General features: G+C 70.8%; 23 protein-coding genes and 1 pseudogene. 8 read left to right on the top strand and 16 right to left on the bottom strand.

Annotated elements, in window-relative coordinates; all coding sequences use genetic code 11:
• The 3 genes from zwf to pgl are packed head-to-tail and all read left to right on the top strand — an operon-like array spanning nucleotide 1 to nucleotide 3,296.
• A complete protein-coding gene (zwf, locus tag ACIBP6_RS12200) occupies nucleotides 1-1,605 on the top strand; it encodes a glucose-6-phosphate dehydrogenase (protein WP_397051388.1) in 1,605 nt (534 codons plus the stop codon).
• On the top strand, nucleotides 1,606-2,520 hold the full coding sequence (opcA, locus tag ACIBP6_RS12205) for a glucose-6-phosphate dehydrogenase assembly protein OpcA (protein ID WP_397051389.1): 915 nt from the start codon (nucleotides 1,606-1,608) through the stop codon (nucleotides 2,518-2,520).
• Nucleotides 2,517-3,296 carry a 6-phosphogluconolactonase gene (pgl, locus tag ACIBP6_RS12210; RefSeq protein ID WP_397051391.1) on the top strand — a complete coding sequence of 260 codons (780 nt, stop codon included), beginning with the start codon at nucleotides 2,517-2,519 and terminating at the stop codon, nucleotides 3,294-3,296. The genes opcA and pgl overlap by 4 nt, the downstream gene beginning before the upstream one ends.
• A 46-nt stretch (nucleotides 3,297-3,342) precedes the next feature.
• Here the strand turns inward: pgl and ACIBP6_RS12215 are convergent, their stop codons facing one another.
• Entirely contained in the window at nucleotides 3,343-4,131 is a 789-nt protein-coding gene (locus ACIBP6_RS12215) for a hypothetical protein (protein WP_397051393.1), read from the bottom strand.
• A 119-nt stretch (nucleotides 4,132-4,250) separates the two neighbouring features.
• Complete coding sequence (gene add, locus ACIBP6_RS12220; protein WP_397051395.1) at nucleotides 4,251-5,273, bottom strand: adenosine deaminase; 1,023 nt, start codon at nucleotides 5,271-5,273, stop codon at nucleotides 4,251-4,253.
• A 101-nt stretch (nucleotides 5,274-5,374) separates the two neighbouring features.
• Here add and ACIBP6_RS12225 point away from each other — a divergent pair, with 101 nt between their 5' ends.
• A complete protein-coding gene (locus ACIBP6_RS12225; RefSeq protein ID WP_397051397.1) occupies nucleotides 5,375-6,121 on the top strand; it encodes a class I SAM-dependent methyltransferase in 747 nt (248 codons plus the stop codon).
• A 275-nt stretch (nucleotides 6,122-6,396) separates the two neighbouring features.
• On the opposite strand, the gene ACIBP6_RS12230 is transcribed toward ACIBP6_RS12225, so the two are convergent.
• On the bottom strand, nucleotides 6,397-7,266 hold the full coding sequence (locus ACIBP6_RS12230) for a hypothetical protein (protein ID WP_397051399.1): 870 nt from the start codon (nucleotides 7,264-7,266) through the stop codon (nucleotides 6,397-6,399).
• Between the two features lie 72 nt (nucleotides 7,267-7,338).
• Between ACIBP6_RS12230 and ACIBP6_RS12235 the strand changes: the two are divergent.
• Nucleotides 7,339-7,779 (top strand): annotated as a pseudogene (locus ACIBP6_RS12235) (Clp protease N-terminal domain-containing protein); the annotation flags it as partial.
• Nucleotides 7,780-7,911: 132 nt separating this feature from the next.
• Here the strand turns inward: ACIBP6_RS12235 and ACIBP6_RS12240 are convergent.
• Nucleotides 7,912-8,934: a GNAT family N-acetyltransferase gene (locus tag ACIBP6_RS12240; RefSeq protein WP_397051400.1), complete on the bottom strand. Its 1,023-nt coding sequence runs from the start codon at nucleotides 8,932-8,934 to the stop codon at nucleotides 7,912-7,914.
• A gap of 174 nt (nucleotides 8,935-9,108) precedes the next feature.
• On the opposite strand from ACIBP6_RS12240, the gene ACIBP6_RS12245 reads away from it, so the two are divergent.
• Nucleotides 9,109-10,710: an amidohydrolase gene (locus ACIBP6_RS12245; RefSeq protein ID WP_397051402.1), complete on the top strand. Its 1,602-nt coding sequence runs from the start codon at nucleotides 9,109-9,111 to the stop codon at nucleotides 10,708-10,710.
• A gap of 51 nt (nucleotides 10,711-10,761) precedes the next feature.
• On the opposite strand, the gene ACIBP6_RS12250 is transcribed toward ACIBP6_RS12245, so the two are convergent.
• From ACIBP6_RS12250 to gap, 5 genes are all read right to left on the bottom strand, one after another.
• Nucleotides 10,762-11,106: an RNA polymerase-binding protein RbpA gene (locus ACIBP6_RS12250; protein ID WP_132623114.1), complete on the bottom strand. Its 345-nt coding sequence runs from the start codon at nucleotides 11,104-11,106 to the stop codon at nucleotides 10,762-10,764.
• 74 nt (nucleotides 11,107-11,180) lie between these two features.
• Entirely contained in the window at nucleotides 11,181-11,411 is a 231-nt protein-coding gene (gene secG / locus ACIBP6_RS12255; protein WP_132623116.1) for a preprotein translocase subunit SecG, read from the bottom strand.
• 99 nt (nucleotides 11,412-11,510) lie between these two features.
• A complete protein-coding gene (tpiA, locus tag ACIBP6_RS12260) occupies nucleotides 11,511-12,293 on the bottom strand; it encodes a triose-phosphate isomerase (protein WP_397051405.1) in 783 nt (260 codons plus the stop codon).
• 87 nt (nucleotides 12,294-12,380) lie between these two features.
• Nucleotides 12,381-13,568, bottom strand: a complete 1,188-nt coding sequence (locus ACIBP6_RS12265; protein ID WP_397051407.1) for a phosphoglycerate kinase — start codon at nucleotides 13,566-13,568, stop codon at nucleotides 12,381-12,383.
• A gap of 133 nt (nucleotides 13,569-13,701) precedes the next feature.
• Nucleotides 13,702-14,706, bottom strand: coding sequence for a type I glyceraldehyde-3-phosphate dehydrogenase (gene gap, locus ACIBP6_RS12270; RefSeq protein WP_132623122.1), 1,005 nt, complete (start codon nucleotides 14,704-14,706; stop codon nucleotides 13,702-13,704).
• Nucleotides 14,707-14,888: 182 nt separating this feature from the next.
• Here gap and ACIBP6_RS12275 point away from each other — a divergent pair, with 182 nt between their 5' ends.
• The gene (locus ACIBP6_RS12275) at nucleotides 14,889-15,527 is read left to right on the top strand and encodes a hypothetical protein (RefSeq protein ID WP_397051409.1); all 639 of its coding nucleotides are present in this window, start codon (nucleotides 14,889-14,891) and stop codon (nucleotides 15,525-15,527) included.
• A gap of 170 nt (nucleotides 15,528-15,697) precedes the next feature.
• Here the strand turns inward: ACIBP6_RS12275 and whiA are convergent, their stop codons facing one another.
• The 7 genes from whiA to ACIBP6_RS12310 form a co-directional block, all read right to left on the bottom strand.
• Nucleotides 15,698-16,678 carry a DNA-binding protein WhiA gene (gene whiA, locus ACIBP6_RS12280; protein ID WP_364855081.1) on the bottom strand — a complete coding sequence of 327 codons (981 nt, stop codon included), beginning with the start codon at nucleotides 16,676-16,678 and terminating at the stop codon, nucleotides 15,698-15,700.
• 71 nt (nucleotides 16,679-16,749) lie between these two features.
• On the bottom strand, nucleotides 16,750-17,613 hold the full coding sequence (locus ACIBP6_RS12285) for a uridine diphosphate-N-acetylglucosamine-binding protein YvcK (protein WP_397051411.1): 864 nt from the start codon (nucleotides 17,611-17,613) through the stop codon (nucleotides 16,750-16,752).
• Nucleotides 17,614-18,221: 608 nt separating this feature from the next.
• Complete coding sequence (gene rapZ, locus ACIBP6_RS12290; RefSeq protein WP_132620568.1) at nucleotides 18,222-19,124, bottom strand: RNase adapter RapZ; 903 nt, start codon at nucleotides 19,122-19,124, stop codon at nucleotides 18,222-18,224.
• Nucleotides 19,125-19,299: 175 nt separating this feature from the next.
• Nucleotides 19,300-21,225 (bottom strand): excinuclease ABC subunit UvrC, encoded by a 1,926-nt coding sequence (gene uvrC / locus ACIBP6_RS12295; RefSeq protein ID WP_397051413.1) that lies wholly within the window; start codon nucleotides 21,223-21,225, stop codon nucleotides 19,300-19,302.
• Nucleotides 21,226-21,318: 93 nt separating this feature from the next.
• Nucleotides 21,319-21,783 carry a Rieske (2Fe-2S) protein gene (locus ACIBP6_RS12300; RefSeq protein WP_397051415.1) on the bottom strand — a complete coding sequence of 155 codons (465 nt, stop codon included), beginning with the start codon at nucleotides 21,781-21,783 and terminating at the stop codon, nucleotides 21,319-21,321.
• Nucleotides 21,784-21,828: 45 nt separating this feature from the next.
• Complete coding sequence (locus tag ACIBP6_RS12305) at nucleotides 21,829-22,293, bottom strand: ubiquinol-cytochrome c reductase iron-sulfur subunit (protein ID WP_397051417.1); 465 nt, start codon at nucleotides 22,291-22,293, stop codon at nucleotides 21,829-21,831.
• A gap of 104 nt (nucleotides 22,294-22,397) precedes the next feature.
• Nucleotides 22,398-22,802, bottom strand: a complete 405-nt coding sequence (locus tag ACIBP6_RS12310; RefSeq protein ID WP_397051419.1) for a Rieske (2Fe-2S) protein — start codon at nucleotides 22,800-22,802, stop codon at nucleotides 22,398-22,400.
• Between the two features lie 197 nt (nucleotides 22,803-22,999).
• Here ACIBP6_RS12310 and ACIBP6_RS12315 point away from each other — a divergent pair, with 197 nt between their 5' ends.
• On the top strand, nucleotides 23,000-23,770 hold the full coding sequence (locus tag ACIBP6_RS12315) for a DUF2306 domain-containing protein (protein WP_397051421.1): 771 nt from the start codon (nucleotides 23,000-23,002) through the stop codon (nucleotides 23,768-23,770).
• Nucleotides 23,771-23,774: the final 4 nt, after the last annotated feature.

Below are 23,774 nucleotides of genomic sequence, written 5' to 3' on the forward strand. Positions count from 1 at the left end.
ATGACTGACGACCCGGCAGCTCCCGTGGAGGAGGCCGCCACCGTGGCGGCCGCCGTCGCGGGCACCGCCACCACGCTGGAGGTGGAAGCCGCGAACCCCCTGCGCGATCCGCGCGACAAGCGGCTGCCCCGGGTGGCGGGTCCATGTGTGATGGTGTTGTTCGGCGTGACGGGTGACCTGGCCAAGCGCAAGCTGTTGCCGGCGATCTATGACCTGGGGAACCGGGGGCTGCTGCCACCGGGCTTCTCGCTGGTCGGCTTCGCCCGGCGCGATTGGAAGGACCAGGACTTCGCCCAGTTGACGTACGACGCTGTCAAGGCTCATGCCCGTACGCCCTTCCGCGAGGAGGTCTGGAAGCAGATCCGCGAGGGCATTCATTTCGTCCCCGGCGAGTTCTCCGACGACGGGGCGTTCGACGCGCTGGCGATGGCGTTGAGCGAGATCGACGAGACCCGGGGCACGGGCGGAAACTACGCGTTCTACCTGTCCGTGCCGCCGAAGTTCTTCCCCATGGTGGTCAACCAGCTCAAGCGCACCGGGCTGGCCGACGCGCCCGAGGGGTCGTGGCGGCGGGTGGTCATCGAGAAGCCGTTCGGGCACGACCTGCGGTCGGCCCACGAGCTGAACGAGATCACCACCTCGGCCTTCCCCGAGAGCTCGATCTTCCGGATCGACCACTACCTGGGCAAGGAGACCGTCCAGAACATCATGGCGCTGAGGTTCGCCAACAACCTCTACGAACCGATCTGGAACCGCGGGTTCGTCGACCACGTGCAGATCACGATGGCCGAGGACATCGGCATCGGCGGCCGGGCCGGCTACTACGACGGCATCGGCGCCGCCCGCGACGTGATCCAGAACCACCTGCTGCAGTTGCTCGCGCTGGTCGCGATGGAGGACCCGACCTCGTTCGAGGCCTCCTCGCTGCGCCGCGAGAAGGAGAAGGTGCTCAAGGCCGTGCGGCTGCCGGACACCCTGGCGCTCAACACGGCCCGCGGGCAGTACGCGGCGGGCTGGCAGGGCGGCGAGAAGGTCGTCGGCTACCTGCAGGAGGAGGGCATCTCGCGCGAGTCCACCACCGAGACGTACGCGGCCATCAAGCTGGAGATCGCCAACCGGCGGTGGGCAGGGGTGCCGTTCTACCTGCGCACGGGCAAGCGCCTGGGCCGCCGGGTCACCGAGGTGGCCGTGGTGTTCCAGCGGGCGCCGCACCTGCCCTTCAGCAAGGACGACACCGAGATCCTCGGCCAGAACGCGCTCGTGATCCGCGTTCAGCCGGACGAGGGCATCACCGTGCGCTTCGGCTCGAAGGTGCCGGGGACGGCCATGGAGGTGCGCGACGTGTCCATGGACTTCGCCTACGGCGAGTCGTTCCTGGAGTCGTCGCCGGAGGCGTACGAGCGGCTGCTGCTCGACGTGATGATCGGCGATCCGCCGCTCTTCCCGCACCAGCGGGAGGTGGAGCTGTCGTGGAAGATCCTCGACCCGATCGAGGAGTTCTGGGCCACGCAGGGGCAGCCGGAGCCGTACGAGTCGGGCTCGTGGGGGCCGCCGTCGGCCGACGCCATGATGGCCCGCGACGGCCGTGTCTGGAGGAGGCTCTAGATGACCACGTTCATGTTGTCGGACACGACGGCGGGCAAGATCTCGGCGCAGCTCATGCACCTGCGCCACCAGATGGGCGCGCCGGCCATCGGCATGGTGCTGACGCTGGTCGTGGTGTGCGAGGAGCGCGACCAGTACGACTCGCTGCGCGCCGCCACCGAGGCGGCCCGCGAGCACCCCTCGCGCATCATCGTGGTCGTCAACCGCGAGCCGGACGAGCCCATCCGGCTCGACGCCGAGCTGCGCATCGGTGAGTCGACGCCCGGCGAGGTCGTGGTGCTGCGCCTGTACGGCGAGCTGACCCAGCACGCCGACTCCGTCGTCAGCCCGCTGCTGCTGCCCGACACGCCCGTGGTGGCGTGGTGGCCGGGCAAGGCGCCCGAGGTGCCGTCCAAGGACGCCGTCGGGGCGCTGGCGCAGCGGCGCATCACCGACGCCAAGGGGTTCGACGACGGCGGCATCCGGTCCCTGGTGACGCGGGCCAAGGGCTACGCGCGCGGCGACACCGACCTGGCCTGGGCCAGGCTGACGCCGTGGCGCAGCCTGCTGGCCGCCGCGTTCGACCAGCCGGTGGGCCAGGTGCAGGAGGGCGTCGTGGAGGCCGCGAGCGGCCACCCGAGCGCGCCGCTGCTGGCCGCGTGGCTGTCCGAGCGGCTCGGCGCCCCGATCCGGGTGGCCGACACGCAGGGGCCCGGCCTGACCGCCGTGCGGCTGCGGCTGGCCGACGGTGAGCTGTCGGTCTCCCGGCACGACGCCCGTCTGGCCACGCTCTCCCGTCCCGGCCAGCCCGACAGGAACGTCGCCCTGGCGCGGCGGCAGACGTCGGAGCTGATGGCCGAGGAGATGCGCAGGCTCGACACCGACGAGATCTACGAGGCCGCGGTCAAGCGGTTCGCGAGGACGTACAAGGGATGACCGTGACCACTCCCCACATCGTCGTACACCGCGACGCCGGTGTCCTGGCCGAGGCCGTGGCCGCGCGGATCATCACGCGGCTGGTCGACGTGCAGTCGGCCACGGGGTCGGCGTCGATCGTGCTGACCGGCGGCACGGTCGGCATCGCGACGCTGGCGGCCATCGCGGCGAGCCCGGCGCGCGACGCGGTCGACTGGCGGCGTCTGGACGTCTGGTGGGGCGACGAGCGTTTCGTGCCCACCGGCGACAAGGAACGCAACGAGACCGGCGCCCGCGACGCGCTGCTCGACCACGTGGACGTGGACCCGGAGCGGGTGCACGTCATGCGCGGCCCCGACTCGGGCATGACGGCCGAGGAGTCCGCCGACGCGTACGCCGCCGAGCTGCGCAAGGCGGCCCGGCCCGAGGACCACGGGCCGGTGCCCGCGTTCGACGTGATGCTGCTCGGCATGGGGCCCGACGCCCACGTGGCCTCGCTGTTCCCCGGCCTGCCCGCGCTGTACGACACCCGTACGGTGGTGGCCGTGCACGGCGCCCCCAAGCCGCCGCCCACGCGCATCTCGCTGACGCTGCCCGCCGTCCAGGCCGCGCGCGAGGTGTGGGTGGTGGCCGCCGGGGAGGAGAAGTCGGGCGCGGTCCGGCTGGCCCTGTCGGAGTCCGGCCCCGTCCAGGTGCCGGCGGCGGGGGCCCGCGGCCGCAGCCGCACCCTGTTCCTCCTCGACCGCGCCGCCGCCGCCAAGATCCCCCCTCAACTGGGCCGCCTGGCCTCCCCGTGACCCATCAGCCGGGCGGCGGTGCCGAACCGCCGCCCGGCCGTCGTCATCACACACGGGCCGCATGCTCGATCCACTTGGCCAGTGGCGTGGACGTCAGCCAGTGCTGGTTGAAGTAGTCCGTGAAGTACTTGGCGGCCTCCGGGTCGTCCATGCTCATCCCTCGGATGACCTGGCTCGTGCCGCCGGAGAACGCCAAGAACACCACCTGTTCGTCCACGATCGCCATGTTGAGAAGATCTGCCTTGATGTCCCACTCGACGACGTGGGCCTCGTAGTTGCGGACGGACCGTGTCTGTTTGTAGTGCTCCACCGCCCACGCGCGCATCGCGTCGGAATTCACGCAGATGAGTCGGCGTACTGAACGCGAGGAATTCTCCTTCGCCCAGCGCAGCACGGAATCGAAGTACTGCCGGGCTTCCTTCTGGGCGAGCGTGCTGGGTGGAAACTGCCGCACGTACCACACATCGAGCTGGTTCTGCGCCTCTTCCAGCACAGCCGACTTCAGGGCACCATAAAACTCGCGGTTGTTGGGGTAGCGCTGGAACTCCGTGCATTGATGACCCGGTCCGGCGAGGTCGCGCTTCAAAGCCGCCAGTTCGGCCTGCGCCCGCCGGAGAGTCTCGTGCATGCCCCGCAAAGGCAGCAAGATACGCAAGATGGCATAGATCGCGACGAAAATCAGTGGGAGAAGCACCGTCGGCGGCCAGTCGTAGATGGCTCCGATAACGCTGGCGCCGACCACCACGACGCAAGCGACCAGAATAATCCGGTCCTCGACGGAGTCGATGGTGCTCGGCGCACGGAGTTTGAAGCGGTTGCGCGCGGGGGTCGCCATCGTGACGTTTCCTTTCTCGTCGGCCTAGTAGACGAGTTAAACCCGGAAACCGCTTCCGCGTGTAGGGCCCGACGGTTGCCGTTTCTCTTCGGCTCCTGTCGGCCTGTGGCGCCCCCGGGTCAAAGTTGTGCGGCCAGGAGGGCGTCGATCTCGGCGAGGAGGGACTGCTTGCGGGGCTCCGGCAGGTACGACGCCCGTACGCCGTTGGCGGCCAGGCGGGCCAGGTCCGCGCGGGCGAGACCGAAGACCTCGGCGGCCACCCGGTACTCCTCGGCCAGCGTCGTCGCGAACATCGGCGGGTCGTCGCTGTTGAGCGTGACGTACAGGCCCTCCTGAAGCATCCGCGGCAGCGGATGGTCCTCCATCCGGGCGATCTGGCCGGTGCGGAGGTTGGAGGTGGGGCAGACGTCGAGGGGGAGCTGGGTGTCGCGCAGGTGGGCCACCAGGCGGGGGTCGGCCAGGCAGGTGATGCCGTGGCCGATGCGCTCGGCGCCGTAGCCCTCGATGACCTCCCAGATCGTCTCAGGTCCGCTCATCTCCCCACCGTGCGGGACGCTGTGCAGGCCCGCCGCGCGGGCCGCCGAGAACGCCGACCGGTACGCGTCCCGATATTTCGTACGTTCTTGTTCTATGCCGCCGATGCCGAAACCTACCAGCGCCGCGGGAGGTTCACGCAGTGCGTGCTCCAGCGTCACCTTCGCGGCCTCCTCGCCGTACTCGCCGGGGATGTCGAAGATGTACGCCATCTCCACCCCGTGCTCGTCCAGCGACCGGCGGGCGGCCACGTCGAGCGCCTCGGTCACCTCGCGCATGGGCATGCCGACGACATGGTGGGCGTACGGCGTGACCTGGAGCTCCGCGTAACGGGCGCCCTGTGGGGCGAGGTCGCGGGCCAGGCCGAGGACGAGCGTCGCCACGTCCTCCGGCTCCCGCACCAGCGCGTTGACCGCCCCGTACACCTGGGCGAAGTGCGGGAAGTCGCGGAAGGTGTAGAAGCGGCGCAGTTCCTCCTCATCGGTGGGGACCTGGCTGCCGGGGTGCCGGCGCGAGAGCTCCAGCACGGTGCCGACCGAGGCCGAACCCACCAGGTGCACGTGCAACTCGACCTTGGGAAGGGCTGCGATGAAGGCGTCGATGCTCATGCCGACGACCATAGAGCCGATATTTCCCCGAAAAACAGGTTTTCGCCGGTAATGTCACTCCAGAATGTCAAGTTCTCCGTGGTTCCGCTAGGCTGGCCGCCGTGACCAACGCCGAAGCGTACGACCGCGGCTTCGCCTGCCTCACCTCCCACGCGGTCGGCCCCCTCCTCGCTCCCGCCCGCGAGATCCGCGCCGGGCGCCTGCTCGACGTCGGCTGCGGCACCGGTGTGGTCACGGCGGCCGCCCTGGCGCTGGGCGCAGAGGTCACCGCCGTCGACGCCGACCCCGCCATGCTGGCGCTGACCGCCCGCCGCCACCCGTACGCGACCATCCGGCAGGCGACGCTGCCCGAGCTGCCGTTCGAGGACGAGCGGTTCGACGCCGTGGCCGGAAACTTCGTCATCAACCACGTGCCCGACACCGCTGGAGCGCTCCAGGAGCTCCGCCGTGTGCTGCGGCCCGGCGGCTCGCTCGCGCTGACCTGGTGGAAGGCCGACGAGATGACGGCCACCGACGTCGTCGCCGAGGCCATCGCCGCCGCCGGGATCCCCTACGACCCTCCGCCGCGCCCGTTCTCCGCCTGCGACACGCCGCCGCGTTTCGCGGCCCTGCTGGAGGAGGCCCGGTTCAGGGACGTGACGATCGACACCGTCAGGTGGCGTCACCGGGTCGACCTCACGGCCTGGTGGACCGACGTCGTGCAGGCGGGCGGGCCCCGGTTCGGGTTCATCGCCGGCCAGCCGCCCGAGGTCGCCGAGCGCGTCAGGGCTCACTACCTGCGCCTGGCGGCCCCGTACGCGGAGGACGGCTTCCCGGTCTGCGCCCATCTCGCCCGCGCCACCCGCTGACGCCGCCTCCTGCCGACTCTCCCCTCAGCGCTCCGACCAGCCCTGCCTGCCAAGCCCGCCTGCCTGCCTGCCAAACCTGCCTGCCTCCGTACCAAGCCTGGCTGGCTGCCAAGCCCGCCTGCCAAGCCTCCCCGTGTCAGGCCTCCGTGCCAGGTCTCCCTGCCAGGTCTCCCTGCCAGGTCTCCCTGCCAAGCCCTCCGCCTGTTCTCCGAACCCGGCGCTCCCTGCCGGACATCCGTCCCGGTATGGCGGGCCGCAGTGGGCGTTCATCGGGACTAGCCGTTCAGGCGACGGCGTGCGTTGCGTTCCTCGCGCCGTGCGACCTCCAGCCGCTGGGTCACGTCGGCGAGCTTCTTGCGCGCCTTGGCCAGCTTCCGCTCCAGCCGCTCGACGTTCTCCGCGCGCTCGTCGTGCTCCCGCTGCGCCGTCTCCAGCACCTCGAGCCACTCCCGGTGCGCCGCCTCGGCCTCGGCGCGTTCCTTCGCCTTCCTGGCCTCGGCCTCCTCACGCCGCCTGGCTTCCTCCTCCTCGCGCCGCCTGGCCTCGTCAGCGCGGGCCTTCGCACCCCGCCCGGAGTCGGGCCTCTCCGCCTCGGCGGCGCCCGCCTTCGTGTCCCGCCGGGAACCGGCCATCTCCTCCTCGGCAGCGGCCTTACGCCGGGGGGCGGGGCGCTCGCGCGCGACAGGGGCCGGAGCGAAGCCGCTGTAGTGCAGCGGCTTGGCCAGCCGGCCGCGGCGGACCTCCTCGGCCGCTCCCGCGTCCACGACGGCGGCATCGAGGGTCTGGTCCACCTCGGTCCCGGCCGCGGCCGACAGGTCACCGGACTGCCTGGCCAGCCGCCCCACCCGGGCCGTCACGTCGCCGCGGCGCTGGGCCAGCTCGGCCAGCCGGCCCGCGTCCTGCTCCTCCCAGGCGGCGCGCAGCCGCTCCCCCACGTCGAGGAGCTCGGCCAGCTCGTCGGCGTGTTCGCGGGCGAGGCGGTTCACCGCCCAGGCCGACACCGTGGGCTTGCGGAGCTTCGCGATCTCGCGCGACAGCCGTACGTCCCCGGCCTCCTTCGCCGCGCGGGCCTCGGCGGTGCGTGCGGCGGTGAACTCCGACGGCGGCAGCGCGTAGAGGCGGTCGGCCACCTCGTCAAGATCCACACACGACAAATACCCCACTTCACCGGTTTTCTAGCGCATAGTGGAGACAGCCCCAGCCGAACGGAGGCCTCCGTGTTCGAGCGCTTCACCGACCGGGCCCGCAGGGTCGTCGTCCTCGCCCAGGAGGAGGCCCGGACGATGAACCACGACTTCATCGGCACGGAGCACATCCTGCTCGGCCTGCTCAAGGAGGGCGAGGGCCTGGGCGCCCTGGTGCTCGACGCCTGCGGCGTCGAGATCGACCACGTACGCGGGTTCGTCGAGCGCATGGTGGGCCGCGGCGCCGAGTCGCCCGGCGGGCACATCCCGTTCACGCCGCGGGCGAAGAAGGTGCTGGAGCTGTCGCTGCGCGAGGCTCTGCAGCTACGGCACAACTACATCGGCACGGAGCACATCCTGCTCGGCCTCATCCGGGAGGGTGACGGCCTGGCGGTCCAGGCGCTGACGGACGCCGGGGCGGATGGGACCGACGTACGCCAGCGGGTGCTCGGCCGGGTGGGCCGCGGCCCCAAGGAGCGTCCCGGCGAGGCGTTCTTCCCCGGGGCGTCCGAGCTGACCGAACGGCTCGCCCGGATCGAGGAGAGACTCCAACGCATCGAACGGCACCTGGGCATCCAGGACGGCGAGCCCGAGCAGGAGGAGGGCCTAGGCTGACACCATCGTGGCCACCGGCAGCCGCGCCTCCACGACCCCCGGGTCCTCGCTGTAGCCGAGCGTGGCGCCCATGGACAGCAGGAGCCTGCGCATCCTCGCGTTGTCGGACAACATGGTGGCCCTGACCTCGGCACAGCCCAGGTCGCGCGCCACGCCCACGAGCATGCGGGCCATCGCCGTGCCCAGACCGCGCCCCTGCCAGCGGTCTTCGACGAGGAAGGCGATCTCCGCGATGCCGGGATCCGGAGTGAACTGCAGATTCGCCATCCCCACGACCTGCCCGTCGTGTCCGGCGACCAGCGAGTATCCCTTGCTCCTGTCGCACAGCTTGTCGAACGTGCGCGGCGGGAGGGCGGGCATGGCGGTGAAGTAGCGGAACCTGCGCGACTCCGGCGAGCACCTGTCGTGCAGGTCGCGCACGGCCTCGCGGTAGATCGACGTGAGCGGCCGCACGGTGACCTCGACCCCGTCGGCGAGCTTGATCGCCCGCTCGCTCCCGGTCGGCTCCGCGGCCGGCTGGGCGAGCCGGGCGAAGGAGGCCGCCCTGGCCGCCTCGGTCAGCGTGAACGGCAGCCCCGCGCGGCGCAGGCGGACCGCGCGCCGCTGCGCGACCGGCACGACGAGCAGGGTGGGGTCGGGAAGATCACTCACGCAGTCACCGTAGACCCAGCGGGCGTCGTCCGCGCGCAGCAGTTCGGCCAGCAACTCAGGCAGCCGCCACGGCATCGCGCGCAGGCGGGAGGCCAGCAGCAGCGCCCTGGTGGGCTCGTCGGTCAGCTCGTGCGCGGTCGCGGGCACGACCTGGACGCGGCGGCCGCCGGCCGCCTCCAGGGCCTCGCGCACGGTCTCGGGGTGGGCGGGGATGTCGGCGATGAACTCGTCTACGGTGCCGTCGGAGTCGGACTGGACGCTCAGGCCGAGGATGTTGCCGCCTCTGGCCGCCAGGGCCGAGGCCAGCGAGGCCAGCCGGCCGGGTCGCTCGTCCACCGTGGTCCGGATGCGCAGGAATCCCATGGCCATGAGCATGCCGGGCAGCTGTTACACAGCCGCTAACGATGTGTTTCATTGCGTACTTCGTCGCATGATGTTGCGATTTATCCCGACATCGGCAGAAATGTGGCTAGTGTCGCGTCGGCCTCGGGCACCGGCGAGGCGCGGGAACATGAAGTGACCGAATAAGGAGACCCCATGAACATCCTCTTCCGAGGCGGCCGCGCCTTCACCCCGCGCGGGGTCCTGGCCGAGGCCGTGCTGGTGCGTGACGGTGTGATCGCGGCCGTGGGCCCGGAGGGAGACCTGGCGCGGCAGGCCCACGAGACGGTCGATCTCGACGGCGGCCTGCTGACGCCCGGCTTCACGGACGCCCACCTGCATCCGGTGCAGGCGGGCCTCGAACGCGCAAAGTGCGACTTGTCCGAGATTTTCGGCCTTGAGGCATACATAGAGAAGATCGCTGACTATGCCGCGAAAAATCAGGACAAGGAATGGATCGACGGCGGTGGCTGGGACATGTCGGCATTCCCCGGTGGGCTCCCCCACCGCGAACAGCTCGACTTCCTCGACCGCCCCGTCTACCTGATCCAGCGCGACCACCACGCCGCCTGGGTCAACACACGCGCCCTGGAGGTCGCCGGCATCACGGCCGCCACGCCCGACCCCGCCGACGGCCGCATCGAGCGCGACGCCGCCGGCGCGCCCACCGGCGTCCTGCACGAGGGCGCCATGGACCTCGCCGGCCTGCTCACCCCCCGCCCGACCGAGCAGGACCTCCTGGACGCCCTGGAGGACGCCCAGCGCCACCTGTTCTCCCTGGGCGTCACCGGCTGGCAGGACGCCATCGTGGGCTCCTACGCCGGCTCCGACGACCAGCTGCCCACCTACCTGGCCGCGGCCCGCTCAGGGCGGCTGCGGGCGCGCGTGGTGGGCGCCCTGTGGTGGGACCGCACCCGCGGCCTGGAGCAGATCGATGACCTGGTCGCCCGCCGGGCCTCCGCCGAGGGGCTCGACCGCTTCCGCGCCACCTCGGTCAAGATCATGCAGGACGGCATCACGGAGAACTTCACCGCCGCGACGCTGGAGCCGTACTGCCGGTGCGGGGGCACCGGGCTGTCGTACGTCGACCCGGCCAAGCTGAAGGAGTACGTCGCCGAGCTGGACCGCCTCGGCTTCCAGGTGCACTTCCACGCCATCGGCGAGCGCGCCGTGCGCGAGGCCCTGGACAGTCTGGTGGGCACCGATCCTGCCAACCGGCACCACATCGCCCACCTGCAGATCATCGAACCGTCCGACGTGCCGCGCTTCGCCGCGCTCGGCGTCACGGCCAACCTGCAGCCGCTGTGGGCCACCCACCACGCCCAGATGGACGAGCTGACCCTGCCCTATCTGGGAGAGCCGCGTTCGTCGTGGCAGTATCCGTTCAAGGACCTGCTCGACCGCGGCACCCGCTTCTGCGCCGGCAGCGACTGGCCGGTCTCGGACGCCGACCCGCTGCAGGGCATGCACGTCGCGGTCAACCGTACGGAGCCGGGCGGTTCGGTGCACGCCGGCTACCCGACCGCGCGGACGCCGTTCCTGCCCGGCCAGCGCATCGACCTGGCGACGGCCATGGCGGCGTACACCGCGGGCTCCGCCTGGATCAACCGCTCCCCGGCCGGGGTGATCGAGGCGGGCCGCCCGGCCGACCTCGTGGTGCTCGACCGCGACCCGTTCGCGCTGCCGCCCGAGGAGATCTGGACGACGCGGGTGCGGATGACGTTCGTGGACGGCGAGCCGGTCTACGAGCGCCGATGACGACGAAGGGGCCCCGGGCAATGTGCGCCCGGGGCCCCTTCGCCTTCGTTCCTACCAGGGGGACTTGTTGTTACGCAGGCGCTCCAGTGCCTCCTCGAGGATCGCCTTGCCGTCCTTGTCGCTCCGGCGCTCCTTCACGTAGGCCAGGTGCGTCTTGTACGGCTCGTTCTTCGGCGGGGCAGGCGGGGCGGCCTCGTCCTGTCCGGCTGGGAGGCCGCAACGAGGACAGTCCCACGTCTCGGGGATCGCCGCGTCACTGGCGAAACTGGGGCGCGTCTCGTGCATGTTGGCGCACCAGAACGAGACCCGCACTCTCGGAGCTGCCTCGCCGCGCTCGGCCTCCCCCATAGGGCCGGCGCCGACTCGGCTGCCACGGATCGCGTTGCCACTACCCACGGATGAACTCCTCGCTCGATCGCCCCGTGTGCGGACACGGGGGGAGAATCACTGTCACGCGTTACGTTTTTTGCTCAGGGCCTGAGCAGCAGGCCGAGGGCGATGATGCAGACCAACCAGACCACGCCCGTGATGACCGTGAGCCGGTCGAGGTTGCGCTCCACCACCGAGGAACCGCCGAAGTTCGACGAGAAACCGCCGCCGAACATGTCAGACAGGCCACCGCCCTTGCCCTTGTGAAGCAGGACGAGCAGGATCATGAGAAGGCTCGCCAGGATGAGGGCGATGGAGATTCCGAGTTCCACGGTATGCCTGTTCCTTCAGTGCTCTGTGACGCGTGACGATTCAAACTTGCCTCTAGAGGGTACGGCCTGTTGTCAAGTCGCACCCCCCGAACGGCTCAGTTAGCCTGGCATATCGGAGAAACGGCAGATCTTCGCGAACTCCCCTGCGTCGATGCTGGCACCGCCCACGAGCGCGCCGTCGACATCGGGTTGAACCATGATCCCCGCGATATTGCCTGACTTGACCGACCCTCCGTAAAGGATACGGACCCCGGAGGCCACTTCGGCGTCGTAGAGCTCAGCGAGTCTGACTCGCAGGGCCCCGCAGACCTCCTGGGCGTCCTCCGGGGTGGCCACCTCGCCGGTGCCGATCGCCCACACCGGTTCGTAGGCCACCACTATCGATTTTGCCTGCTCGGGCCCGACTTTGCGCAGTGCGCCGTCGAGTTGTCCAAGACTGTACGCGATGTGGCCGCCCTCTTGGCGCACCGCCAGGCCCTCGCCCACGCACAGGATGGGCGTGAGGGAGTGGCGGTGGGCGGCGTGCACCTTGGCGTTGACGAGGTCGTCGTCCTCACCGTGGTGCTGGCGGCGCTCGGAGTGGCCGACGACCACGTACGTGCAGCCGAGCTTGGCCAGCATGGCGCCCGACACCTCGCCGGTGTAGGCGCCGCCGTCGTGCTGGGACAGGTCCTGGGCGCCGTACGCGATCCTCAGCTTGTCGCCCTGGACCAGGGTCTGGACGCTGCGCAGGTCGGTGAACGGCGGCAGGACGGCGACCTCGGCCTTGTCGAAGTCCTTGTCGTTGAGTGCGAAGGCCAGCTTCTGGACCAGTGCGATGGCCTCGAAGTGGTTGAGGTTCATCTTCCAGTTGCCGGCGATGAGCGGCTTCCTCGTGGTCATCGGTCGCTCACCAGCTCCTCGTTCGCGCCGCGGAGAGCCGCTTTCGGCCCTCCACTCCGCTCACTGCGTCGGGTAACTTCCGTCAACTCAGTCCTCCAACGCGGCGAGTCCGGGCAGGGTCTTGCCCTCAAGGTATTCCAGACTGGCCCCGCCGCCCGTGGAGATGTGCGAGAAACCGTCCTCGGGCAGCCCCAGCCTGCGCACGGCCGCCGCGGAGTCGCCGCCGCCCACCACGGTGAAGGCGTCGGAGCCGATCAGCGCCTCGGCCACCGCCCTGGTGCCGCCGGAGAACGCGTCGAACTCGAACACGCCCATGGGCCCGTTCCAGAAGACGGTCTTGGCGTCGGCCAGCTTGGCGGCGAACAGCTCGCGTGTCCTGGGCCCGATGTCGAGACCCTCCCGGTCGGCCGGGATCGCGGTGGCCTCGACCACGTCGTGCTCGGCGTCGGCGGCGAAGCCGGTCGCGGCCAGCACGTCGACGGGCAGCACCAGCTCGACGCCGCGCTTGGCCGCCTCGTCGAGGAAGCCCCGCACCTGGTCGATCTGGTCTTCCTGGAGCAGCGAGTTGCCCACCTCGTGGCCCTGGGCCTTGAGGAAGGTGTAGGCCATGCCGCCGCCGATCAGCAGCCGGTCGACCTTGGTCAGCAGGTTGGCGATGACGCCGAGCTTGTCGGAGACCTTGGCGCCGCCCAGCACGACGACGTACGGCCGCTCGGTGTCGTCGGTCAGCCGCCGCAGCACCGCGACCTCGGCCTCGACCAGTCCGCCGGCCGCGTGCGGCAGCAGCCGGGGCACGTCGTAGACGCTGGCGTGCTTGCGGTGCACCGCGCCGAACCCGTCGCCGACGTAGAGGTCGGCCAGCCCGGCCAGACGCTCGGCGAACGCCCGCCGCTCGGCCTCGTCCTTGGACTCCTCACCCGGCTCGTAGCGGAGGTTCTCCAGGAGGGCGACCTGGCCGTCCTGGAGCGTGTCGACCGTGGCGCGCGCGGCGTCGCCGACCACGTCGCTGGCGAAGGCGACGTCCTGGTCGAGCAGCTCGCCGAGCCGCCGGGCCACGGGCCGCAGGGAGAATTCCGGTTTGGCCTGGCCCTTGGGCCTGCCCAGGTGGGCGCAGACCACGACCTTGGCCCCGCGCTCCACGAGGCTTCTGATCGTCGGCACCGACGCCCTGATGCGGCCGTCGTCGGTGATCGTCTCCCCGTCGAGAGGGACGTTGAGGTCGGCGCGCACGAGCACGCGCCGCCCCTTCACGTCGAGATCGTCGAGCGTGCGCATGCTCAAGCTCCCGTTGCTGTGTCGAGGTCCCCGGTGTCGATGCGCCCAGTGAGCGCGGTGCGTGACGCGGCTCGGTGCGCCGCGGCCGTCGCGGGGCGCGCCTGGCGCGCGCCCCGGCGTGTCGCCCTCGGCATCAGAGGTCGCGGCCCACCAGCTCGATGAGGTCGGCGAGGCGGTTGGAGTAGCCCCACTCGTTGTCGTACCAGCCGACGACCTTGACCTGGTTGCCGATGACCTTGGTCAGGCCGGCGTCGAAGATGCAGGAGGCCGGGTCGGTGACGATGTCGGAGGAGACGATCGCGTCCTCGGTGTAGCTGAGGATGCCCTTGAGCGGGCCGTCGGCGGCGGCCTTGACGGCGGCGTTGACCTCCTCGACGGTGACGTCGCGGCTGACGTCGACGGTGAGGTCGGTGGCCGAGCCCGTGGGGATCGGCACCCGCATGGCGAAGCCGTCGAGCTTGCCCTTGAGCTCGGGCAGCACCAGGCCGATCGCCTTGGCGGCGCCGGTCGAGGTGGGCACCACGTTGAGCGCGGCGGCGCGGGCGCGGCGCAGGTCCTTGTGCGGGCCGTCCTGCAGGTTCTGGTCCTGCGTGTAGGCGTGGATGGTGGTCATCAGACCCTTCTCGATGGTGAAGGTGTCGTGGATGACCTTGGCCATGGGCGCCAGGCAGTTGGTCGTGCAGGAGGCGTTGGAGATGATCGTGTGGCTGGACGGGTCGTAGGCGCCGTCGTTGACGCCCATGACGATGGTGACGTCCTCGTTCTTGGCGGGCGCGGAGATGATCACTTTCTTCGCGCCGTTGTCGGCGTGCACCTTGGCCTTGGTGGCGTCGGTGAACAGACCGGTCGACTCGACGACGACGTCGACGCCGAGGTCGCCCCAGGGCAGCTTGCCCGGGTCGCGCTCGGCGAAGACCTTGATGGACTTGCCGTCCACGGTGATCTCATCGCTCGTGGCCTTCACCTCGTACGGCAGCCGGCCCAGGATGCTGTCGTATTTCAGCAGATGGGCCAGCGTCGCGTTGTCGGTCAGGTCGTTGACCGCGACGATCTCGATGTCCTTGCCGCTGGCGGCGACAGCGCGCCAGAAGTTGCGACCGATACGGCCGAAGCCGTTGACGCCTACGCGGATGCTCACGGAACCGATCCCCTCGTCAGATGGCGGGCTGAAACCTCAATCACGAACCCTATCTGACCGAAATTGGTTTAGACCACTTCAGGTCCCGCCCTGCGAATCACCGTTCCAAAGACACGTTTTGCGAGGTTCGAGTAAAGTGCCCGACTCGTTGGAATAAATTCGTGCATTCTCTGGGGGCTGAGATGTCACAGAAGCGGTCCGGCCTGCTGCCCGGACTCCTCCTCGGTCTGCTCTCCGCGCTCGTCTGCTCGGCGTGTCTCGGGGCGGCGGTGCTGTTCCAGCGAAGCCTGCCGGAGGCCGTGACGGGCTTCGGTGGCGGTGTGCCTCTCTCCCTGGCCCTGTCGGTCCTCATCGCGCTGCTGGTGGCGCTCACGATCGGCGCCGCACGCCCGCGCGGCCTCGTCCTGCTGCCGTTCGCCGCCCTGTACGCGGGCGGGGCCGTCGTGGCCGGCCAGATCGCCGGCTCGGCCCTCATGATCGGCGCGGCCCTGCGCACCCCGCCCGCGGAGCGCGACGTCCCGGACCTGTCCGACGTCACCGTGGCCAACCTCACCGGAGGCCTCCCCGACGCGCTGTCCCTCTACCGGCAGCCGCTGGCGGAGACCTGGGCGGTGTGGCTCTACATCGCCGTGGCGGCCGTGGTGTCGCTCCTCCTCGTCACCTTCGGGGTGCTCCGCGTCCGCCGGGCCGACCGCGCCCGTCCGGCCGAGGCGCAGGAGTCGCCGGAGCCCGAGTACCGCGCGCCCTTCGAGCCCGCCCAGCCGCCCTCCCCGAAGCCGGCCCCCGACCTGTTCACCCCCCGCAACCCCGCCCAGGACTGACGGCACCCTTCGCGCAGCCGGTCTGGAACCGACGGGAACCCCTGCCGCTCATCCCGTGCGGCGCCTCCCCCCGGGCACGCGCCCCGACCCCGCCCCTGCGGGCACCGGTCGGCAGAGGGACGCGGGCGAGCGCCGTCCGCTTGACGGCGCTCCCATGCGCCAAGGCCGCGTCAGGGGGCGAGCATGTCCACCGTGAGGTTGGCCTCGGTGTTGGGGATGCCCATGTCGGAGGCCCGCTTGTCGGCCATCGCCAGCAGCCGGCGGATCCGCCCCGCGATGGCGTCCTTCGTCAGCGGCGGGTCGGCGATCTGCCCCAGCTCCTCCAGAGACGCCTGCTTGTGCTCGACCCGCAGCCGCCCGGCCACCACGAGGTGCTCAGGCGCCTCGTCCCCGAGGATCTCCAGCGCCCGTTGCACCCGCGCCCCGGCCGCCACCGCGGCCCGCGCCGACCGCCGCAGGTTGGCGTCGTCGAAGTTGGCCAGCCGGTTCGCGGTGGCCCGCACCTCGCGGCGCATGCGCCGCTCCTCCCAGGCCAGCACACTGTCGTGCGCCCCGAGCCGGGTGAGCAGCGCGCTGATCGCGTCACCGTCGCGTACCACGACGCGGTCGACGCCGCGCACCTCGCGCGCCTTGGCGTGGATCTTCAGCCGCCGCGCGGACCCGACCAGCGCCAGCGCCGCCTCCGGCCCCGGGCAGGTGACCTCCAGCGACATGGACCTGCCCGGCTCGGTCAGCGAGCCGTGCGCCAGGAAAGCGCCACGCCAGGCCGCCTCGGCGTCGCAGGCGGCGCCCGCCACGACCTGGCGGGGCAGGCCGCGCACCGGGCGGCCGTGGTTGTCGATGAGACCCGTCTGCCGGGCCAGCGCCTCGCCGTCGCGGTAGACGCGTACGACGTAGCGCGAGCCCTTGCGCAGGCCGGCGGGCGCGAGCACGAGCACTTCCGCCTTGTGCCCGAACACCTCGCCGATGTCCTTGATCAGCCGCCGTGCGGTGGCGTTGGTGTCGAGTTCGGCCTCGATCACGATCCGCCCGCCCACCAGGTGCAGGCCGCTGGCGAACCGCAGCAGCGTAGAAACCTCCGCCTTACGGCAGCACGGCTTGAGCACCGGCAGGCGGCTCAGTTCGTCTTTGACCACACCTGTCATCGCCATGCGATAGTCCTCTCCCCCATTCAGACCGGCTCTCTTGAGTCTCTCGCACCTTCTCGCCACGCCGACCAGGATCAACGCTTCTGGAGGAAAATCTCGTCCAGGACGGAGGCAAGACGTCGTGGGTCATGCCTCGGCGAGCCGTCACCGGCGGCCACATCGGCCATAACGAGCCGGGCGCCGAGCGCGGCGGCCGACTTCTCCAGAGCGCCGGGGTCGTCCACGATCCCGGTGTCGGCGAGCACGACGTCGATCGACAGATCGGGAGCGTGCTGCCCGAGCACCTCCAGATGCTGCTGGGGGGAGAAATCGTCGGTCTCGCCCGGTTGCGGCGCCAGATTGAGCGTGACCAGCCGCTTGGCCTTGGTCGCGTGCAGCGCCCTGGCCAGCTCGGGCACCTTGAGGTGCGGGAGCACGCTGGTGAACCACGACCCGGGCCCGAACACCACCCAGTCCGCCTCCAGCACCGCCGCGACGGCCTCAGGACGCGCGGGCGGGTCCTCGGGCACGAGCGAGATCGCCTGCACCCGTCCCGGTGTCAAAGCGCACGCCACCTGCCCGCGGATGGTCGAGATGACGCCGTCGAGCTCCACCTCGGCCACGATGTCGAGCGGTACGGAGGCCATCGGCAGCACCCTGCCGTGCGCGCCGAGCAGCCGGCCGACCCAGTCGAGCCCTGTCACGGGGTCGCCGAGCAGCTCCCACAACGCCACGATCAGCAGGTTGCCGACCGCGTGCCCGTGCAGCTCACCCTCGCTGCGGAAGCGGTGCTGGACGACCTCGCTCCAGGTGCTGCCCCACTCGTCGTCGCCGCACAGCGCGGCCAGCGCCATGCGCAGGTCGCCGGGGGGCAGCACGCCGAGCTCGCGGCGCAGCCGCCCGCTGGAGCCGCCGTCGTCGGCCACTGTCACGACCGCGGTCAGGCGGTCGGTGACCATCCGTAATGCCGACAGGGAGGCGTAGAGGCCATGCCCGCCGCCCAGTGCCACGACCTGGGGACCGAACCCGGAGTGTCCGGGTTCAGCACGGCGAATCGCCCGGGGCCCGACCTCTTCCCGCAAAACGCGCTCACCGCTCTCTCATGCGCCCGGTCCCGGGTCTTCCCGGGCGGGCGTCTCGTCCATGTCCGGGACGTGCTCGCGCACGCCCTGCTCACCACTCCCCCGTACGGGGGATCCGCCATCTGCGCCCGGCCCCCAAGGGGATGCGCCACCATAACCGACCGGCCGAACTCCGTTACCCCGCCCAGCCGATCGAGAACCCTCATCGCGCCCACCAGACCGAACTCCAGCCGGTCGGCGATGGACGCGGGGACCGGCCGAAGGAACGCCGTCAGGGCCCTCATCACCGCCGCCAACCGAGCGGATCCCACCGGAGCCGCCACAGCGCCCCACCGGGAGAACCCCTCCGGCCGAGCGGAAGTCACTCCGCCCGGCCGAACCGGGTCCGTCACCGTGATCGGCCGGTAGCGGGCCCACGTCGACGGCTGACGCGACCGGCTCGTCGCCCTGCGGAGGAGGCGAGCCGGCTTCGACGGCACCATCGGTCACTCGCGGCCCACATCCCGGTGGCTCACCTGGACCTCCACCCCGCGATCACGCAACCGAGCGGCGATCTGCTCGGCCATGGCGACACTGCGGTGCTTGCCGCCGGTGCAGCCCACGGCGAGCGTCGCGTAGCTCTTGCCCTCGCGCCCGTATCCGGCGGCGACCACCTGCAGGACCTCCTCGTACGCGTCGAGGAACTCCTTGGCACCCGGCTGCCCGAGGACGTATTCGCTGACGGCCGGGTCGAGCCCGTTCATCGGCCGCAGGTCGGGCACCCAGTGCGGGTTGGGCAGGAAGCGGCAGTCGACCACGAGGTCGGCGTCGACCGGCAGGCCGTACTTGAACCCGAAGGACACGACGTTGAGCCGCAACCCGGGCCGGTCGTCCCCGCCGAAGTACGTGACGATCTTGTTGCGCAGCTCGTGGACGTTGTGCGTCGAGGTGTCGATCACCAGGTCGGCGTTGGCCCGCACCTCGCGCAGGATGCCGCGCTCACGGGCGATGCCGTCGACCAGCCGCCCCTCGCCCTGCAACGGGTGGGGCCGGCGGACGTTCTCGAACCTGCGCACCAGCTCCTCGTCGCTGGCCTCCAGGAACACCACCCGCACCCGCACGCCGCGGGCTTCGAGCTCCTCGATGGCGGCGTTGAGGTCGGTGGTGAAGGCGAGGCTGCGCACGTCGACGACGGCGGCCACCTTGTCGGCGGCGAGCTTGACCTTGCCCGCCTCCTCGGCCATCGCGAACAGCAGCCCCGGCGGCAGGTTGTCGATGACGAACCAGCCGAGGTCCTCAAGGGCCTTGGCCGCGGTGCTGCGGCCCGCCCCCGACATGCCGGTGACGATGACGAACGCCGTCTCGGTGCGCACGCCCTCACCGGGCTCGGCGCCCGGCCTGGCGCTCATGTCGTCGTCCTGCCCGGGGGCCGGCCCGCCGGTGTGGTCGGCGCTCATCGGCTCACCCCGCCCGCCGGCCCGCCCGGCGCGACGGCCCGGCGGCTCTCACGGCTCTCCACGGCGGCGCCGCGTACGGCGTGGCCGCCTGATGCTCCTGCGTGAACACCCTGGCATCCTGACGAGATCAAGGTGACTCTCCCTTCAGCGTCGACACGATGACCTCGGCGATGGACGGGCCGATGCCGGGAACCGCGCAGATCTCGGCGGCAGTGGCATCGCGCAGCTTTTTCACGGAGCCGAAGTGTCTGAGCAACGCCTGCCGCCGGGCCGGCCCCAGGCCGGGCACGCCGTCGAGCGCGCTCTCCTTCACCGTCTTGGACCTCTTCGAACGATGGTAGGTGATGGCGAAGCGGTGTGCTTCGTCCCGCACGCGTTGCAGCAGGTAGAGACCCTCGCTTGAACGAGGCATGATCACCGGCTGGTCGTCGCCCGGCAGCCACACCTCCTCCAGCCTCTTGGCCAGCCCGCACACCGCCACGTCGTCGATGCCGAGCTCGTCGAGCGCCCGCTGCGCCGCGGCCGCCTGGGGGCCGGCGCCGTCGACCACGACGAGGTTGGGCGGGTAGGCGAACTTGCGCGGCTTGCCCGTCTCGGGGTCGATGGGGCCGTGGGCGTCGTCGTCGGGCGCGAGCTCGCCGGTCGCCGAGCGTTCCTCCAGGTAGCGGCGGAAGCGGCGGGAGATCACCTCGTGGATCGAGGCGACGTCGCCCTCCTTGGTCTTGACGGCGAAGCGGCGGTATTCGCTCTTGCGCGCCAGGCCGTCCTCGAACACCACCATGGACGCCACGACGTTCTCGCCCTGCAGGTGGGAGACGTCGTAACACTCGATGCGCAGCGGCGCCTGGTCGAGGTCGAGCGCCTCGGCGATCTCCTGCAGCGCCTTGCTGCGGGTGGTCAGGTCGCTGGCGCGGCGGATCTTGTGCTGGGCCAGCGACTCCTTGGCATTGCGCTCGACGGTCTCCATGAGCGCCTTCTTGTCGCCGCGCTGCGGCACGCGTACGTCGACGCGGGCGCGACGCTGCTCGCTGAGCAGCTCGGTCACCGCGTCGCTGTCGGGCGGTAGCGCGGCCACGAGCACCTCACGGGGCATCGCGTCGGGGCTCGCCTCGGCGTACATCTGCAGCAGGAACTGCTCGACCAGCTCGCCCGGCGAGGTCTCCTCGACCTTGTCGACCACCCAGCCGCGCTGGCCGCGGATGCGCCCGCCGCGTACGTAGAAGACCTGGACGGCGGCTTCGAGCGGGTCCTCGGCCAGCGCGATCACGTCGGCGTCGGTGCCTTCGCCGAGCACGACCGCCTGCTTCTCCAGCGCCCGCTGCAGCGCCTGGATGTCGTCGCGCAGCCGGGCGGCCCGCTCGTACTCCTGCTCGGCGGCGGCCTCGCGCATCTCCTTCTCCAGCCGCTTGATGAAGCGGCTGGTGTTGCCCCCCATGAAGTCGCAGAAGTCTTCGGCGAGCGCGCGGTGCTCCTCGGGGGTGACCCGGGCAACGCACGGCGCCGAGCACTTGTCGATGTAGCCCAGCAGGCACGGCCGGCCGATCTGCCCGGCCCGCTTGAAGACCCCGGCGCTGCACGTGCGCACGGGGAAGACGCGCAGCAGCAGGTCGACGGTCTCGCGGATGGCCCAGGCGTGGGAGTAGGGGCCGAAGTAGCGCGTGCCCTTGCGCTTGGCGCCGCGCATGACCTGCACGCGCGGGAAGTCCTCGCTCATGGTGACGGCGAGGTACGGGTAGGACTTGTCGTCGCGGTACTTGACGTTGAAGCGCGGGTCGAACTCCTTGATCCAGGAGTATTCGAGCTGCAGCGCCTCCACCTCGGTGCCGACCACCGTCCAGTCGACGCCGGCGGCCGTGGTGAGCATGGTCTGCGTGCGCGGATGCAGGGCGGAGAAGTCGGCGAAGTAGGAGTTGAGCCGCTGGCGCAGGCTCTTCGCCTTGCCGACGTAGATCACCCTGCCACCGGCGTCCCTGAACCGGTAGACCCCTGGGGATTCGGGGATCGAACCCGGCTTGGGCCGGAAACTCAAGGTGTTGCCCGCTGATCTCGCCACGTTTCAAGCCTAGTAGCCCGCACCGACAAGGTGGCCCGCCGTACTTTGCGTGAACGTACGGCGGGCATGCCCTGACAGCGTAGGTGCTCCCGCTCAGGCGAGCATGATCTGGTCGCCCTCGACGGTGATCTGCTGAGCCGGCAGCGGCTGCTCGGCCGGGCCGTTCGTCACCGCGCCGTCGGCGATGGCGAACGTGCTGCCGTGGCAGGGGCAGACGATCGCCCCGTCCTCGACGCTGCCGACCGCGCAACCCTGGTGGGTGCAGGTGGCGCTGAACGCCTTGAACTCGCCCTCTGTCGGCTGCGTCACCACGATCTTCTGGTCCTTGAAGATCGTGCCGCCGCCGACCGGGATGTCGGCCGTCTTGGCCAGCGCGGTGCCGCCCTGCGGGGCGCTCGACTGCGGCGCCCCGGACTGCGCGGCGCTCGACTCGGTGGCGGGGGTGCCGGCGGCAGGCTGCGCGGTATCGGTGCCACCGCACGCGGTGACCGCCAGCGCCAGGCCACCGGCTCCGACGCTCGCGATCATCGCCCTGCGGCTCTTCAGGTCTTGTCCCATAAGTCCACCCAAACGCACCCAGGTGAAAAATTCATGAGACGCGTCTCAAGCGAGCCTGATCTTCTCGCCGTCCACGGTGATCTGCTTCTCCTCCAGCGGCTCGCTCGCCGGGCCGTTGGCGACGGAACCGTCCTGGATGCTGAACTTGCTGCCGTGGCAGGGGCAGTTGATCGTGCCGTTAGACACGCCGGCGACCGCGCAGCCCTGGTGGGTGCAGGTGGCGCTGAACGCCTTGTACTCGCCCGCCGCCGGCTGCGTCACCACGACGTTCTGGTTCTTGAAGACCTTGCCGCCGCCCTCGGGGATGTCGGCGGTGTCGGCCAGCGCCTTGGGCTTGGCACCGCCCTTCTGCTCGGGGGCGCTGTTCTCGGGGGCCGCGGACGCCGGCTCGTCGGCCTGCACGTTCGCGTCCGTCGTCGGCGCGCCGTAGCTCGCGCACGCCGTCAGCACCGCCGCGAGCCCGGCGCCTCCGGCGCCGAACACCACTGTCCGCCGCGTCGTTTCCGTCATGGTGCGTCCTCTCAGATCTGCTCTTGCTGTCAGGTACGGCCAGCGCACTGGCGCCGGTTCAGCCTGTACGAGCCCGATCCGGGAAACTACGCACTATTACCGGTTCAGACCGCCACGATGCCGTCGCCTTCGAGCTTGACCTTGAAGGAGGCCAGCGGGGCGGTGGCAGGGCCCTTGGTGGCCTTACCGGTGTCGGCGGCGAACTCGCTGCCGTGGCACGCGCACCTGATGACGTTGTCCTTCGGCGTGCTCACCTTGCAGCCCTTGTGCGTGCAGCGCGCACTGAACGCCTTGTAGACGCCCTGTGCGGGCTGCGTCACCACGACCTGCAGGTCGTCGACCAGCGTGCCGCCGCCCACGGGCACGTCGGCGGCCTTGGCGATGACCTTGCCCTTGAGGCTCGGCGGCTCCTGCGCCTGCCCCGCGCCGCAGGCGGTCAGCGCCAGCCCGCACGCCGCGACCCCCGCCGCACCCAGCATCTCGCGACGTCCCAACCCGTTGTCGGACATGGCTCCGCCCCGCTCCGTGTCGATCTCCCCTGCCCGCCCTCCGTGTCGCTGTTGACCCCCAGGAGGTGCGGTCGTTACCTGGTCTCAACCTTATTGACGGCAACCCTCGGTCCGGCCATCGGGTGCGGTACGCGAGGTGGCCCCTGCGGTCAGCGCGCGGTAGGTCTCCGGTCAGCGGCGGGCCGCAGGCTGCGCGCATGACACTTTCTACCGCGCCCTCGCCCGCCGGCCCCGCGCGATCGGCCCGGCCCCGGTGGTGGCGGCGTCCCTGGGTGGCGCCGCTGATGGTGGTGGCGGCGGCTTTCCTGGCGTTCTCGCTGCCGCCGTACCTGTCGCTGGATCCGAGTCAGTCGCGCGTGCCCGCCCCTGACTTCTTCCCGCCGCACTTCGTGGTGCTCTCCCTGCACGTGGTGTTCGGGTCGGTGGCGATGGTGACGTGCTGCCTGCAGATCTGGCCGTGGTTCCGTGGCCGCCATCCGCGTGCGCACCGCGTCATCGGCCGCGTGTACGTCTTCGGCGGCTGTCTGCCGAGCGGGCTGCTGGGCCTGGTGGCCGGGCTGGCGACGCCGTGGGGCCCGGTCACGATGGTGAGCAACGTGCTGCTGGCGCTGCTCTGGCTGGGCTGCACGCTGGCGGGATGGCGGATGGCCCGGCAACGCAGGTTCGTCGACCACCGCCGCTGGATGGTGCGCAGCTTCGCCCTGACGATGTCGATCATCACCAACCGGCTCTACGGCGTCCTGTTCACGATCCTGCTGCTGCCGCAGTTCGAGACGACCTTCCGCGGCGACGAGGCCCTCATGGGCAGCACCGTGGCGGCACTGTCGGCGTGGCTCGGCTGGGTGCTGCCGCTGCTGGTCGCCGAGTGGTGGCTGGAACGCGGCGACGCCGCCGGACGCCGCCGCCGCGCCACCCGCTCCCCCGCGCCGGCCGCCGCCCGACCGGCCGACACGGCCCCGCGGCCCTGAGCCC

Origin of the sequence: Nonomuraea terrae, from assembly GCF_044465245.1 — a bacterium.
Taxonomy (GTDB): Bacteria; Actinomycetota; Actinomycetes; order Streptosporangiales; family Streptosporangiaceae; genus Nonomuraea; species Nonomuraea terrae.

What these genes read in the sequence shown, in the direction of transcription:
- add (WP_397051395.1), bottom strand. Translation starts at nt 5,273, where the DNA reads ATGAGCATCGACGCCTTCATCGCAGCCCTTCCCAAGGTCGAGTTGCAC.
- ACIBP6_RS12310 (WP_397051419.1), bottom strand. Translation starts at nt 22,802, where the DNA reads ATGTCCGACAACGGGTTGGGACGTCGCGAGATGCTGGGTGCGGCGGGG.
- tpiA (WP_397051405.1), bottom strand. Translation starts at nt 12,293, where the DNA reads ATGACCACGAGGAAGCCGCTCATCGCCGGCAACTGGAAGATGAACCTC.
- ACIBP6_RS12305 (WP_397051417.1), bottom strand. Translation starts at nt 22,293, where the DNA reads ATGACGGAAACGACGCGGCGGACAGTGGTGTTCGGCGCCGGAGGCGCC.
- rapZ (WP_132620568.1), bottom strand. Translation starts at nt 19,124, where the DNA reads ATGAGCGCCAGGCCGGGCGCCGAGCCCGGTGAGGGCGTGCGCACCGAG.
- ACIBP6_RS12315 (WP_397051421.1), top strand. Translation starts at nt 23,000, where the DNA reads ATGACACTTTCTACCGCGCCCTCGCCCGCCGGCCCCGCGCGATCGGCC.
- ACIBP6_RS12285 (WP_397051411.1), bottom strand. Translation starts at nt 17,613, where the DNA reads ATGGTCACCGACCGCCTGACCGCGGTCGTGACAGTGGCCGACGACGGC.
- ACIBP6_RS12275 (WP_397051409.1), top strand. Translation starts at nt 14,889, where the DNA reads ATGTCACAGAAGCGGTCCGGCCTGCTGCCCGGACTCCTCCTCGGTCTG.
- whiA (WP_364855081.1), bottom strand. Translation starts at nt 16,678, where the DNA reads ATGGCGATGACAGGTGTGGTCAAAGACGAACTGAGCCGCCTGCCGGTG.
- zwf (WP_397051388.1), top strand. Translation starts at nt 1, where the DNA reads ATGACTGACGACCCGGCAGCTCCCGTGGAGGAGGCCGCCACCGTGGCG.
- ACIBP6_RS12265 (WP_397051407.1), bottom strand. Translation starts at nt 13,568, where the DNA reads ATGCGCACGCTCGACGATCTCGACGTGAAGGGGCGGCGCGTGCTCGTG.
- ACIBP6_RS12245 (WP_397051402.1), top strand. Translation starts at nt 9,109, where the DNA reads ATGAACATCCTCTTCCGAGGCGGCCGCGCCTTCACCCCGCGCGGGGTC.
- opcA (WP_397051389.1), top strand. Translation starts at nt 1,606, where the DNA reads ATGACCACGTTCATGTTGTCGGACACGACGGCGGGCAAGATCTCGGCG.
- ACIBP6_RS12240 (WP_397051400.1), bottom strand. Translation starts at nt 8,934, where the DNA reads ATGGGATTCCTGCGCATCCGGACCACGGTGGACGAGCGACCCGGCCGG.
- pgl (WP_397051391.1), top strand. Translation starts at nt 2,517, where the DNA reads ATGACCGTGACCACTCCCCACATCGTCGTACACCGCGACGCCGGTGTC.
- ACIBP6_RS12300 (WP_397051415.1), bottom strand. Translation starts at nt 21,783, where the DNA reads ATGGGACAAGACCTGAAGAGCCGCAGGGCGATGATCGCGAGCGTCGGA.
- ACIBP6_RS12215 (WP_397051393.1), bottom strand. Translation starts at nt 4,131, where the DNA reads ATGGCGACCCCCGCGCGCAACCGCTTCAAACTCCGTGCGCCGAGCACC.